A 13,136-nucleotide genomic window follows, 5' to 3' on the forward strand; every position below is an offset into this window, starting at 1 on the left:
GTCCCCGATTCAATCCAGATGGAAAACTTCTGCGAGCCTGACCCGTCCCTCGTCGGCCCGGCCGGACGCGAAGAACGGCGCCATGTCGGTCTCCCACCGGGCGCTCACCCCGGTGGCCGCCATCGCGCGCTGCGCCGCCTCGAAGTCGTCGGTCTCCAGGTAGCCGACGAGCAGGCCGTCGTCGCTCAGGAAGAGCGAGTAGTTGCGCCATCCCGCCTCGCGCAGCGCGTCGAGCATCTCCGGCCACACGTGCCGGTGCCGTTCCCGGTACTCGTCGAGCCGGTCCGGCCGTACCCGCAGCAGGAAGCACACCCGCTCCACGGTCTCCTCCTTCCCCGCGACGCGCGCCCCGGGACGGTCCCGGGACGCGCGTACGGCGGATGTCGATGTAGTTCGGAAAATGGGGGTCAGAAGTCGAAGTCGTCGATGTTGCCGGCCTCGAAGGTGAACGGCGGGCCGAGGATGACCTCGCCGTTCGCGCCGATCGTCCGCTCCCCCAGCCTGCCCGCCGTGAACGTCTCGCCCTCGGCGCCGGTGATCCGCCCGGACACCAGCGCGGCGGCGGCGTACGAGGCCAGGTAGCCGAGGTCCTTCGGGTTCCACAGGGCGAACTTCTCGACGGTGCCGTCCTTGACGAACTGGCGCATCTGGTTCGGCGTGCCCAGGCCGGTCAGGACGACCTCGCCCTTGTACTTGGAGCCGGAGAGGTAGCGGGCCGCCGCCGCGACGCCGACGGTGGTGGGCGAGATGATGCCCTTCAGCTCCGGATATGCCTGCAGCAGGCCCTGCGTCTCGGTGAACGACTTCTGGTCCTCGTCGTCCCCGTAGGCCACCTTGACCAGCTTCATGTCCTTGTACTCGGCCTTGGACAGCTCGTCCTTCATGAACTCGATCCAGGTGTTCTGGTTCGTGGCGTTGGCCGTGGCCGACAGGATCGCGATCTCGCCCTTGTGGCCGATCATCTCGGCGAGCAGCTTGACCTGGCTGCGGCCGACCTCCTCGGAGTCGGCCTGGTTGATGAACAGGTCGCGGCACTCGGGCGCGGCGTCGGAGTCGTACGAGACGATCTTGATGCCCTTGTCCCTGGCCTGCTGGAGCGGGCCGCACACGGCGTTGGGGTCGTTGGCCGAGATGAGGATGGCGTCGTGGCCCTGCTGGGTGAGGGTGTTGATGTAGGAGATCTGCGAGGACGCCGACGCGTCGGACGGCCCGACCTCCTTGGCCTCGCCCTGGAACTCCCCGGCCGCCTCGGCCCCCGCCGTCGCGACGATCGTCATGTACGGGTTGTTGATCTGCTTGGGCAGGAAGGCCAGCTTCAGGCCCTGCTTGATCGGCGCGTTCGGGTCGGCGGAGGCCGCGGCGGACGAGGCGGGCGGCTGGGCGGGCGCGGAGGTGACGCTCGACTTGGTGGTGCCGCCGCAGGCCGCGGCGCCGAGGACGAGCACGGTGGTGAGGGCGGTAGTGAGGGCGGCGAGGCGCATCGGTCTCATGGGGTTCCTTTCAGTGCCGACGTGCCGGTTCTGACCGGTTTGAGCAGGGAGATGAGGCGGGGGGTGAGCACCGAGACGATGAGCAGCAGGCCGGTGACGATCGACTGGATCTCGGTCGAGACGTCGTTGAGCATGAGCAGGTTGCGCAGCAGCCCGATGAGCAGCACGCCGGCGACGACGCCGCCGAGCGTGCCCTTGCCGCCGTCGAAGTCGACGCCGCCCAGCAGCACGGCGGCGATCACCGCCAGTTCGACGCCGAGCCCGTTGTCGGCGCGGGCCGAGCCGTAGCGCAGGGTGAAGACGACCCCGGCGAAGGCGGCGACCGTGCCGGAGATCACGAACAGCGCCAGTTTGATCCGCTTGACCCGGATCCCGGCGAAGAACGCGGCCTGCTCCTGCGCGCCGATCGCGAACAGCGCGCGGCCGAACCCGGTGGCGTGCAGAGCCACGGCGACGACCACGGCCAGCAGCGCGAACAGCGCGACCGGGTACGGCACGAACGTGCCGGGCACGTCGTCCACGGCCAGCGCCGTGTACTGGGGCGGGAACCGGGCCACCGCCCGGTCGCCGAGCACCACGTACGCCAGCCCTCGGTACAGGGCGAGGGTGCCGATCGTGACGGCCAGCGACGGCAGCCCGAGCCGGGTCACGAGCAGCCCGTTGACCAGCCCGCATCCCGCGCCGACCAGCACGACGAGCGGGATGATGGTCTCGATGGCCAGGCCGGCGTCCCACAGCGCGCCGACCAGCGCGCTCGACAGGCCCAGCACGGACGCCACCGACAGGTCGACCTCGGCCGCCACCACGAGCATGGTCATGGCGAGCGCGATGAGCGCGATCTCACCCAGGTCGCCGAGCGCGAACGACAGGTTGCCGGCGGTGGCGAACGACGGCGAGCCGAGCGCGCCGCCCGCGAACACCGCGACCAGCAGCAGGCCGATGATCACATCCCAGCGGAGCGCTCTAGCCATGGCGGCTCCTCCTTCTGAGCAGCCGGGCGACCCGCAGGGCCAGCACCCGGTCGACGCTGATGGCGAGCAGGAGCAGCGCGCCGGTGATGGCCTGCTGCCAGAACGGGTTGACCCGGAGCACGACCAGGGCGCTGCCGATCACGGTGAGCAGCATCGCGCCGAGCGCCGCCCCGTACACGCTCCCCACGCCGCCGGTGATGGCCACGCCGCCGACCACGACCGCGCTGATCACCAGCAGCTCCCAGCCGCCGGCCGAGTCGGCGACGACGGTGCCGAACCGGGCCAGCCAGAGCACCCCGGCGAGCCCGGCCAGGCAGCCGCTGACCAGGTATCCGGCCAGGACGCGGCGGCGGACGGGGACGCCGGCCAGCCGGGCGGCCTCCGGGCTGGAGCCGATCGCGTAGAACTCCCGCCCGCTCGGGTAGGCGCGCAGGTAGTACCCGATCACGAGCATGATCACCACGGTGATGAGCGGCAGGTACGGCACGCCGAGCACGGCCCCGTTGCCCAGCGACAGCAGCGCGGGCGGCAGGTCGGCGGCGTTGATCTGGCGGCCGGCGGCGACGTAGTGGCACACGCCCTGGAAGACGTAGAGGGTGCCGAGCGTCACGACCAGCGCGGGCACCCGGCCGAAGCTGACGAGCAGGCCGTTGAGCAGCCCGCAGGCGGCGCCGAGCGCCACCCCGGCGACGACGCCCGGCACGAGGCCCCAGCCGCTCGCCAGCAGGTCGCCGAGGGTGAACGCGACCAGCCCGACCACCGAGCCGACGGACAGGTCGAGGTTGCGGGTGATGACCACCATGGACTGGCCGACGGCCAGCAGCGCGAGGATCGCGGTGTTCAGCAGGATGTCCTCGACGCCCTGCCCGGACAGGAAGTTCGGGTTGGCGGCGGTGGTGCCGCCGACGAGCGCGGCCAGCGCGATGACCAGGCTCAGCTCCCGGGCCCTGAACACCAGGTCGACCAGGTTGCGCGCGCCCCGGCCGCGGGCCGCCGGCTCGGGCCGGGCGGTGGTGGCGGTCATGCCGCCCTCCCGGTGGCGGCGGTCATGACGCTCTCCTCGGTGGCCTCGGCGCGCGGGATCTCGGCGGTGAGCCGGCCCTCGTGCATGACGAGCACCCGGTCGGCCATGCCGAGCACCTCGGGCAGGTCGGAGGAGATCATCAGCACGGCGATGCCCTGCCCGGCCAGCTCCGACAGCAGCCGGTGCACCTCGGCCTTGGTGCCGACGTCGATGCCGCGGGTGGGCTCGTCCACGACGAGCACCGACGGGCTCGTGGCCAGCCACTTGGCGAGCACGACCTTCTGCTGGTTGCCGCCGGACAGCACGCCGACCCCGTCGGAGAGCCGGGCGAACTTCAGCCGCAGGCGCAGCGCCCAGTCCCGGGCCCGGTCGCGTTCGGCGGCGCGGGAGAGGGTGAGGCCGCGGCGCAGCGAGCGCAGCCCGGTCAGGCCGATGTTGCGCTCGATGGACAGCGCCATGACCAGGCCCTGCTGGCGCCGGTCCTCCGGCACCAGGGCGAGCCCGGCGGCCATGGCGGCGGTCGGGCTGGCGGCGGGCAGCGGGCGCCCGTCCACCTGGACGGCCCCGGCGTCCCACCGGTCGATACCGAAGATCGCCCTGGCCACCTCGCTGCGTCCTGCCCCGACCAGGCCGGCGAGCGCGACGATCTCACCCCTCCGCACCTCGAACGAGACGTCGGTGAACACGCCCTCCCTGGTCAGGCGCTCGACCCGGAGCGCCACCTCCCCCGCGGTCGTCTCCTGCTTGGGGTAGAGGGCGCCGAGCTCGCGCCCGACCATGCGCCGGATCAGCTCGTCGTGGGTCAGCCCGGCCACGGGCTCGCAGGCGACCAGGCCGCCGTCGCGCAGGGTGGTGACCCGCCCGCAGAGGGAGAAGATCTCGTCGAGCCGGTGCGAGATGAACAGGACCGCGCACCCCTGGCCGCGCAGCGCCTCCACCACCGAGAACAGCCGGGCCACCTCGTTGCCCGACAGCGCGGCCGTCGGCTCGTCCATGACCAGGACCCTGGCGTCCCTGGAGATGGCCTTGGCGATCTCGACGAGCTGCTGGTCGGCGATCGACAGGCCGCGGGCGGGCTGCTCGGGGTCGAGGGCGACGCCGAGCCGGGCGAACAGCTCGGCGGCCAGGGCGCGCCTGGCGCGGCGGTCGACGCGGCCGAGGGTGGTGCGCGGCTGGCGGCCCAGGACGATGTTCTCGGCCACGGACAGGTCGGGGAAGAGCGTGGGTTCCTGGTAGATGACGGCCACGCCGGCCCGCTGGGCGTCGGCGGGGCCGTGGAAGACGACGGGCTCGCCGTCCAGCAGCATCTGGCCGCTGTCCGGCCGGTGCACCCCGGCGACCGTCTTGACCAGCGTGGACTTGCCGGCGCCGTTCTCCCCAGCGAGCGCGTGCGCCTCTCCGGCGAACAGCTCGAGCGACACCTCGCGCAGGGCCCGTACGGCGCCGAACGACTTGCTGACGTTCACGAGCGCGAGGGTGGGGGGACCACTCATGTGCCCTCCGGACAACAAACGTTTTAACGGGATGTTCTCGGAATGTAGGTGTTCGACCGGTGACCGTCAATGCCCGGGTCGGATGTCTGGCGAAGATGCTGTTGCTACGTTTTAATCGGGATCGTGCGATTCACGGCTGTCGATCTGGGCGCCTCCAGCGGGCGGGTGATGAGCGCCGCCGTGACCGGCGGGCGGATCGAGCTGGAGGAGGTGCACCGCTTCGCCAACCGGCCCGTACGGGTCGCGGGAACCCTGCACTGGGACGTGCTCGCCCTCTACCAGGGTGTGCTGGACGGGCTGCGCAGGGCCGGCCCCGCCGAGTCGGTGGGCGTCGACGCGTGGGCGGTGGACTACGGACTGCTCGACGGCGACGGCAGGCTGATCGGCAACCCGGTGCACTACCGCGACGCCCGCACCGCCCGCTTCACCGAGCGGGTGGACCCGTACGAGGTGACAGGCACGCAGTTCCTGCCCTTCAACACCGTCAACCAGCTGCTGTGCGAGCGGCTCGACCGGGCCGAGACCATGCTGATGATCCCGGACCTGCTCGGCTACTGGCTGACCGGGACCGCCGGGGCCGAACGGACCAACGCCTCCACCACCGCCCTGTACGACGTGCGCGGGCGGGACTGGGCCTGGGAGCTGATCGACGAGCTGGGGCTGCCCCGGCGGATCTTCCCCGGCTTCGCGGCGGGCGCCTCCCCGCTGCGGCCGGACGTGGCCGGCGAGGTCGGCTACGCCACCGAGGTGGTCAAGGTCGCCTCGCACGACACCGCCTCGGCGGTGGTGGCCGTGCCCGCCGAGACCGACCGCTTCGCCTACGTCTCCTGCGGCACCTGGTCGCTGGTGGGCGTCGAGCTGCCCGCGCCGGTGCTCACCGAGGAGAGCCGCCTGGCCAACTTCACCAACGAGGCCGGCCTCGACGGCACCACCCGCTACCTGCGCAACGTCATGGGCCTGTGGATCCTCCAGGAGTGCCTGCGCGCCTGGGGCGGCCCGCCGCTGGAGCCGCTGCTGGCCGAGGCGGAGACCGCGCGCACCGGCGCCGTCATCGACCCGGACGACCCGGCGTTCCTGCCGCCGGGCGACATGCCGGGCAGGATCGCCGCCTACTGCGCCCGTACCGGGCAGCCTGCCCCTGAGGGACCCGCGCAGGTCGTACGATGCATCCTGCAGAGCCTTGCCCTCGCCTACCAGCGGGCGATCGCCGACGCCGTCCGGCTCAGCGGCCGGCCGGTCGAGGTCGTCCATCTGGTCGGCGGCGGGTCGCTGAACACGCTGCTGTGCCGGCTCACCGCCGACGCGACCGGCCTGCCGGTCGTGGCCGGGCCCGTCGAGGCGGCCGCGCTCGGCAACGCGCTGGTCCAGGCTCGCGCGCGCGGCCTGGTCGGCGGCCTGGCCGAGATGCGTGAGCTGGTCCGGCGCGGCGCGGGCGTGCGCACCTACCGGCCAGGGCACCCCTACGAGCCATGGGAACGCGGATGAGCACCGAAGGTCGGGACGAGGCGCAGCCTGCCGGGGGCATCCGGCAGAGCCCGTCGATCAAGGACGTCGCGGCCCTGGCGGGGGTGTCGCCCGGCACGGTCTCCAACGTGCTCAACCGGCCGGGGAAGGTGGCCGAGGCCACCCGCGACCGGGTGGAGAACGCGATCAGGGAGCTGGGCTTCGTCCGGCACGGCTCGGCCTCCACGCTCCGGGCGGGCCACAGCCGCACCATCGGCCTGTCCGTGATCGACATCGGCAACCCGTTCTTCACCGACGTGGCCGCCGGCGTCGAGGACCTGGCCAGCGAGCGCGGCTACGCCGTCATCCTGGGCAACTCCTCCGGCAGCCGCGTCAAAGAGGAGCGCAACCTGCTCGTCTTCGCCGAGCAGCGGGTGCGCGGGGTGCTCATCACCCCCTCCGACCAGGACCCGGTCCGGCTCGACCGGCTGCGCGAGCGCGGCATCAGCGTGGTGCTCGTCGACCATCCGGCCGAGCGGCCCGACCAGTGCGCGGTCGCGGTCAACGACGTGACGGGCGGGGCGATGGCCGTCGAGCACCTGCTGGCGGGCGGTGCCGACCGCGTGGCGTACGTGACCGGGCCGGCCGCCATGCGCCAGTGCCAGGACCGCCGTCGCGGCGCCGAGCGGGCGCTGGCCGCCGCCGGGCGCGACCCCGGCGAGCTGCGGGAGATCGCCATGCCCGCGATGACCGCCGCCGCCGGGCAGCAGGCCGCGGAGAAGCTGCTCGCCCAGGACGCGCCGCCGGACGCGCTGTTCTGCGCCAACGACCTGCTCGCGCTGGGGGCGCTGCGGGGGCTGCTGCAGGCGGGCGTGCGGGTGCCGGAGGACGTGTCGCTCATCGGGTACGACGACATCGACTTCGCCTCGGCCTCGGCCGTCTCGCTCAGCTCCATCAGGCAGCCGACCTACCAGCTCGGACGCACGGCGACCGAGCTGCTGCTGGACGAGTGCGACAACCCCGGCACGCACGCCCATCAGCAGATCATGTTCCAGCCTGATCTCGTGGTACGCGAATCCACCAGGTAGCTTGGCACTAACCGAACAACGGGATGATCTATGACAAACGGTGTTCGTCATGTGCTCGGGCTCGTCGCCGGACTGGTCCTGCCGCCGTTGATCCTCCTCGCGCTGCTGTACGGGACGGCCGAGTTCACGCTCTCCGCCCAGCGCTACCTCGCCGTCTCCTGGACGGCCCTCGGGGTGCTGCTGGCCGCGGCGGCCGGGCTGGCGGTCCTGGCCGGGTCGCGGCTGTCGCCGGTGGCGTCGCTGCTGGGCGGGCTGCAGTACACCGTGCTGGGGCTGCTGCCGATCCTGGAGCTGACGGGGCTGCGCGTCCTGCCGCGCGACTGGCTGCCCCGGCCCCTGTCCGCCGGGTACCTGAACCTCGGCTATCTGGGGTTCCTGCTGCTTCTCGGCGTGCTGCTGCTGGTGGCGTCGGCCTTCCCCGCGCGCTGGCGCGGCCGGCCAGCGCCGAGCGCGCCGTCCCTCCCGTACCATCCGGAGACCTCCTCCAGCCCTCAGCCGTACCCCGATCAGCAGGCCCCCGGCCCGTACGCCCGCGAGCCCTGGCGCAGTGACGACGTCACCCGCCCCATGCGCCGCGACTGACCCGCCACGGGGGCCGACCTGGAAGAATGCCCGCATGCTGACGGGGGGAGGGCGGGCGCGTGAGGAAGCTGATCGGCAAGGAGCTGGCTGAGGCGATCAGGACGCAGACCGCCGCCGAGGTGGCGGCCGGGCCGCAGCCGCGGCTGGCCGTGGTGGTGGCGACCGGCGACGAGGCCAGCCTGTGGTACGTGCGCTCGATCGCCAAGGCGGCGGCCGGGGTGGGCATCGCGGCCGACCTCGTCGACCTCGGCCCCGCCGCGCGCCCCGAGCAGATCCGCGAGAGCCTCGCCAGACTGAGCGCCGACACCGGCGTGCACGGCCTGATGCTGCAGACGCCGCTGCCGCCGGGCGCCTCCGCGCAGGAGCTGGCCGGGGCCATCGACCCGCGCAAGGACGTCGACGGCGCCAACCCGCTCTCGCTGGGCAGGCTGGCGGCCGGGCTGCCCGCGTTCGTCCCGGCGACCGCCGCCGCGGTGATGGCGCTGCTCGACCACCACGGCGTCGAGCTGGCGGGCAGGCGGGCGGTCGTGGTGGGCCGGTCCGCCGTCGTCGGCAAACCGCTGGCCCACCTGCTGCTCGACCGGCACGCCACGGTCACGGTGTGCCACTCGCGCACCCGCGACCTGGCGTCCGTCACCGCCACCGCCGAGGTGCTGGTCGCGGCGGTGGGCCGGGCGGGGCTGATCGGCGCGGGCCACGTGGCGCCCGGCGCGGTCGTCGTCGACGTCGGCACCAACCCGACCGGCGACGGCGGCCTGACCGGCGACGTCGACGCCGAGGCGGTGTCGGCGAGGGCCGGGGCGCTCACACCGGTGCCGGGCGGCGTCGGCCCGGTGACCACCGCGCTGCTGCTGCGCCACACCGCCAGGGCGGCTAACCTCCCGTGAGACCGATCATCGACCGGATGGAAGACCTGTGACCCGTGACGTCCTGGTGGTGCAGAACAGCCGGAGCGGCGGCCCCGGCCGGCTCGGCGGCTGGCTGGAGGAGGCCGGGCTGCGGCTGGACGTGGTGCACGCCTACGACGGCCGGCCGATGCCGCACCGGCTGGAACACGACGCGCTGATCGTGCTGGGCGGCGGCTACCTCCCTGGTGACGACCACCGCGCGCCGTGGCTGGCGCCGACCCGCAAGCTGGTGGCCGAGGCGCTGGCCGGGGAGGTGCCGCTGTTCGGCGTCTGCCTGGGCGGGCAGATGATCGCCGAGGTGGCGGGCGGGGAGGTGACCGCCGACGCCGGCGCGCCCGAGAACGGCAGCCTGCCGGTCACCATCCGGGCGGAGGCGGCGGGTGACCCGCTCTTCCACGACCTGCCCCCGGTGGTCCCGGCCGTCGAGCACCACGTCGACGCGATCACCGCGCTGCCGCCCGGCGCGGTGTGGCTGGCGGAGACCGAGAGCTGCCCCTACCAGGCGTTCCGGGTGGGCGACCGGGCGTGGGGCGTGCAGTTCCATCCGGAGGTGCTGCCCGCCCGGATCCGGGAGTGGCGGGCGGACGGGTTCGACCCGGACGAGGTGTACGCACGCGCGGTGGCCGACGAGCCGGTCTCGACGCCGATCTGGCGGCAGGTCGCGCTCCGCTTCGCCGACCTCGTCTGACGCCGCCGTACGGCCCGGGGGAGGTCAGCCGGTGTACGCGTCGTACCCGAGTTTGACCGCGACGGCGAGGCCGCAGGCGGCGGCGAGGTAGCGCAGGCTCTGGCCGGGGAGGCGGCGGGCGATCTTGGGGCCGAACCAGCCGCCCAGCAGGAAACCCAGGGCCAGCGGCACCGCCGCGCCCCAGTCGACCGGTCCGAACAGCGCGAAACCGGTCGCGGCGACCGCGTTGGCCATGCCGGACAGGACGTTCTTCAGGGCGTTCAGCTTGGCCGGGGTGCCTTCCAGCATCGACGACAGCACCGCCAGCATGAGGATGCCGCCCGCCGCCCCGAAGTAGCCGACGTAGATCGCGACGGCGAACAGCGCGCAGCGCATGAGCAGCCCGTGCTCCCTGTGCCGGCCGCCCCGGGGCGGCCGGATCAGCAGCAGCGAGGCCAGGCCGATCAGCCACGGGGCGATCTGCTCGAACGTCTCGGACGGGGTGACCAGCAGCAGGAGTGCGCCTGTGGCGCCGCCGAGCATGGTCAGCCAGCCCAGCCGGAGCACCCGCGGCCCCTGGCCGGCCAGTTCGGGCCGCGAGCCGAAGGCCGCGCCGAGGCCGGTGAACAGCAGGGCGACCGTGTTGGTGACGTTCGCGGCGAGCGGCGACAGCCCGAACGCGAGCAGCGCGGGGTACGACACGATCGACGCCAGGCTCACCACCGTGCTCACCACTCCGGCGAACGCGCCGACCGCGAGCAGGCCGAGCACCTCTCCCACGATCACCCGCACATGCTAGGCGGCGCCCGCCTCTCACCGGCGACGCGCGTACAGGTGACCGGCCGTCCGCCGCTCACCTCCAGCGCGCCGTACGGGTGAGCCGATCAGCGGCGGCGCAGCGTACGGGCGAGTCCCGCGGCCAGCAGGGCGGCGGACAGCCCGGCCGCGGCGGCCCAGCGGCGCTGGCGGGCGACCCGGCGCTCCACCTCGGAGTACGGGGTGGTGGTGAACGACACCAGCTCGTAGCGGGAGGCGTACCGGCCGGGCAGCGCCCGCTCCAGCGCGTGCTCCAGCCGCTTGCCCGCGAGGAACAGCCGGGAGCCGACCTTGTCGCGCATCTCCACGAAGTTCTCCAGCGCCAGGCGGGCGATCACGTCGGTGTCGGTCTTGCGCCGCTCGAACAGCGCCAGCGCCGCGGCGAAGTCGTCGCCCGTCTCGTCCAGGCACCGGTCGAGCTCGACGCAGTCCTCGAAGCCGCAGTTGGCGCCCTGGCCGTAGAAGGGGACGATGGCGTGCGCGGCGTCGCCGATCAGCCCGGCCGTCACCTCGCCGGTGGTCACGTGCCAGGGGTGGCAGCGCATGGTCACCAGGTGGCCGACCGGGTTGGCCCGGTAGTCCTCGACCAGGTCCGGCATGAGCTCGAACGCGTCCGGATACTGCGCGGCGAAGCGGGCCCTGACGCGCTGCGGGGTGTCGAGCGCGGCCAGGTCCTCGTGCGGCCAGAACAGGGTGCAGGTGAACGACCGGTCGGGGTTGGGCAGGGCGATCATCATGGCGCGCCCGCGCGGCCAGATGTGCAGCGCCCCCGGCTCCATGGCGTAGCCGCCGTCCCTGGGCGGGATGGTCAGCTCCTTGTAGCCGTAGTCGAGGTACTCCTGGCTGAAGCCGACGCCGGGCAGCGCCCGCAACCGGTCGCGGACCGCGCTGTACGCGCCGTCGGCGCCGATCACCACCCGCGCGCGGGCGGTGACGCCCGAGCCGAACTCCAGCTCGCCGGTCCGCTCGTCCAGCCCGGTCAGCCGGTGCTCGAACAGCACCCGCACGCCCGGCATGGCGGCGGCGGCGTCGAGCAGGATCCTGTTGAGCTCGGCGCGGCCGATGGAGTTGATGGCGTGCCCCCGGTCGGCGCTGTAGGGCTGGAAGGTGAGCTCGCCGTCGAGGGCGTGCATCATCCGGCCCGGCATCGGGATCGCCGCCTTGAGCACCTCGCGGTCCAGCCCCAGCCGGCGCAGCGCGTCGATGCCCCGCTCCGAGATCGCCAGGTTGATCGACCGGCCGCCGTCCGCGCCGGCCAGCCTCGGGTCGGGGCGGCGCTCGTACAGCGTGACCTGGTGGCCACGGCGGGCGAGGAAACAGGCGAGCAGGCAGCCGACGAGGCCCGCGCCGACGATCGTGACCTCCATGTCTCCTTCGTACGGGCGAGCCGCCCCGATGTCCAGAGCTAGGCGAGCGCTTCCACGACGGCCTCGGCGGTGGCCGCCCAGATGGGGGTGCGGGGATCGATGACGGCGAAGTGGTCGCCCACCATTTCCAGATAGGTCACCTCGTCGCCGGCGTTCGCCGCGGCCCGCGCGTATCTGCGGCCGAAGTCCACCAGGTCCGGGTCGTCGCCGGAGCCCTGGACGACGAGCTGCCGTACCTTGATCGGCACGCGCACCAGCGGCGACGCCCCGCCGTACGCCCGCTCGGCCGCGGCCCGCGCCGGGCCGGGGGTCTCGTCCCAGGTGGCGGCGCCGAGCGCGGCGGCCACGGCGCCCGCGCTGACCCACCGTCTGTCGCCTTCGACGAGGTCGAGCACCCCGGCCAGGGACACGGCCAGCACGACCGCGGCCCCGTCGGCGGCGGCGCGCAGCGCGAGCTGGCCTCCGGCCGAGTGCCCCGCGATCGCCACCCGTCCCAGGTCGAGCGGCGCGTCCAGCCGGGCCAGCGCCTCCACGCCGGCGGCCACGTCGGCGGTGGTGGCGTCCCAGCCGTGCAGGTCGGGGCGGCGGTACTCGAGGTTCCACACGGCGAGCCCGCGCCCGGCCAGATCGGCGCAGAGCGCCTCCATCAGGTCGGCCCCCCAGATCGACCGCCAGTACCCGCCGTGCACCAGCACCACCACGGGCCGGGGTTCCCCGGTCGGTCCGTCCGCCGGCCCGGCCGGGGCCGACGGGGTTCCGCCGCGTCTTCGCGGCAGCGCCGAGGCGTCGCCGTCCACGCCCGCGCTCCCGCCGCTCTGGTCCTGAGTGCCCAGGTACAGGTGCCCCCACTGGTCGCGGTGCGGTCCGTACGGGATGCGGACGTGGGGGTGCCTGAGCCGGTGGACCGAGTGGCGGATGGCCCAGCGGAGGCCGGCGAGACCCCGGCCGTGGATGTGGGTGGCGTCCTCGGCCACCTCGGCGCCGTCCGCGCGCCAGATGTCCAGCCAGGTGACCGGTCCCAGCGGCTCGGCCATCAGCGCCCGCAGGTCGCCGGGTCCCGGCAGGATGACGATCGCGTGGCCGCTCGGGTTGTGCCGCTCGTCCTGGCCGCCGCCGGGCCCCGGGTGCCTGCGGCGGATGCGGGAGCGCACGTCGGCCGGGTCGCGGACGTGCGTGATGACACCGCGCACGCCCAGGGAAAGGAACTCGCGTTCGGCGATCTCGCCGAGGAGGGCCTCGTCTGCGGCCAGTCCGGGGCCGACCAGCACCAGGACATCACTCATGACT

Annotated in this window: 13 protein-coding genes; 5 read left to right on the plus strand and 8 right to left on the minus strand. The window is 73.6% G+C overall.

The window, feature by feature from the left end; genetic code table 11:
* Positions 1-9 precede the first annotated feature (9 nt).
* The 5 genes from ACQEUU_RS25535 to ACQEUU_RS25555 form a co-directional block, all read right to left on the minus strand.
* Complete coding sequence (locus ACQEUU_RS25535; protein WP_433070343.1) at positions 10-321, minus strand: L-rhamnose mutarotase; 312 nt, start codon at positions 319-321, stop codon at positions 10-12.
* An 86-nt stretch (positions 322-407) separates the two neighbouring features.
* Positions 408-1,490: a rhamnose ABC transporter substrate-binding protein gene (gene rhaS / locus ACQEUU_RS25540; protein WP_433070346.1), complete on the minus strand. Its 1,083-nt coding sequence runs from the start codon at positions 1,488-1,490 to the stop codon at positions 408-410.
* Positions 1,487-2,461: an ABC transporter permease gene (locus tag ACQEUU_RS25545; RefSeq protein WP_433070349.1), complete on the minus strand. Its 975-nt coding sequence runs from the start codon at positions 2,459-2,461 to the stop codon at positions 1,487-1,489. Before ACQEUU_RS25545 ends, rhaS begins: the two co-directional genes overlap by 4 nt.
* On the minus strand, positions 2,454-3,485 hold the full coding sequence (locus tag ACQEUU_RS25550) for an ABC transporter permease (protein ID WP_433070351.1): 1,032 nt from the start codon (positions 3,483-3,485) through the stop codon (positions 2,454-2,456). The genes ACQEUU_RS25545 and ACQEUU_RS25550 overlap by 8 nt, the downstream gene beginning before the upstream one ends.
* The gene (locus tag ACQEUU_RS25555) at positions 3,482-4,978 is read right to left on the minus strand and encodes a sugar ABC transporter ATP-binding protein (protein WP_433070354.1); all 1,497 of its coding nucleotides are present in this window, start codon (positions 4,976-4,978) and stop codon (positions 3,482-3,484) included. The genes ACQEUU_RS25550 and ACQEUU_RS25555 overlap by 4 nt, the downstream gene beginning before the upstream one ends.
* 168 nt (positions 4,979-5,146) lie before the next feature.
* Between ACQEUU_RS25555 and ACQEUU_RS25560 the strand changes: the two genes are divergently transcribed.
* Genes ACQEUU_RS25560 through ACQEUU_RS25580 form a run of 5 tightly spaced genes read left to right on the plus strand, consistent with a single transcriptional unit; the run spans position 5,147 to position 9,687 of the window.
* Positions 5,147-6,463, plus strand: a complete 1,317-nt coding sequence (locus ACQEUU_RS25560; RefSeq protein WP_433071984.1) for a rhamnulokinase — start codon at positions 5,147-5,149, stop codon at positions 6,461-6,463.
* Positions 6,460-7,509, plus strand: a complete 1,050-nt coding sequence (locus ACQEUU_RS25565) for a LacI family DNA-binding transcriptional regulator (RefSeq protein ID WP_433070356.1) — start codon at positions 6,460-6,462, stop codon at positions 7,507-7,509. The genes ACQEUU_RS25560 and ACQEUU_RS25565 overlap by 4 nt, the downstream gene beginning before the upstream one ends.
* A gap of 51 nt (positions 7,510-7,560) precedes the next feature.
* Entirely contained in the window at positions 7,561-8,091 is a 531-nt protein-coding gene (locus ACQEUU_RS25570) for a hypothetical protein (protein WP_433070359.1), read from the plus strand.
* 59 nt (positions 8,092-8,150) lie between these two features.
* Positions 8,151-8,978 carry a bifunctional 5,10-methylenetetrahydrofolate dehydrogenase/5,10-methenyltetrahydrofolate cyclohydrolase gene (locus tag ACQEUU_RS25575; protein WP_433070361.1) on the plus strand — a complete coding sequence of 276 codons (828 nt, stop codon included), beginning with the start codon at positions 8,151-8,153 and terminating at the stop codon, positions 8,976-8,978.
* A gap of 28 nt (positions 8,979-9,006) precedes the next feature.
* Positions 9,007-9,687, plus strand: a complete 681-nt coding sequence (locus tag ACQEUU_RS25580; protein WP_433070364.1) for a type 1 glutamine amidotransferase — start codon at positions 9,007-9,009, stop codon at positions 9,685-9,687.
* Positions 9,688-9,711: 24 nt separating this feature from the next.
* On the opposite strand, the gene ACQEUU_RS25585 is transcribed toward ACQEUU_RS25580, so the two are convergent.
* From ACQEUU_RS25585 to ACQEUU_RS25595, 3 genes are all read right to left on the minus strand, one after another.
* Positions 9,712-10,452: a sulfite exporter TauE/SafE family protein gene (locus tag ACQEUU_RS25585; protein WP_433070366.1), complete on the minus strand. Its 741-nt coding sequence runs from the start codon at positions 10,450-10,452 to the stop codon at positions 9,712-9,714.
* Positions 10,453-10,550: 98 nt separating this feature from the next.
* Entirely contained in the window at positions 10,551-11,849 is a 1,299-nt protein-coding gene (locus ACQEUU_RS25590) for an FAD-dependent oxidoreductase (RefSeq protein ID WP_433070369.1), read from the minus strand.
* A 38-nt stretch (positions 11,850-11,887) separates the two neighbouring features.
* On the minus strand, positions 11,888-13,132 hold the full coding sequence (locus ACQEUU_RS25595) for an alpha/beta hydrolase (protein ID WP_433070371.1): 1,245 nt from the start codon (positions 13,130-13,132) through the stop codon (positions 11,888-11,890).
* Positions 13,133-13,136: the final 4 nt, after the last annotated feature.

The sequence above is a fragment of the Nonomuraea sp. CA-218870 genome, from assembly GCF_050936535.1.
GTDB classification, from domain to species: domain Bacteria; phylum Actinomycetota; class Actinomycetes; order Streptosporangiales; family Streptosporangiaceae; genus Nonomuraea; species Nonomuraea corallina.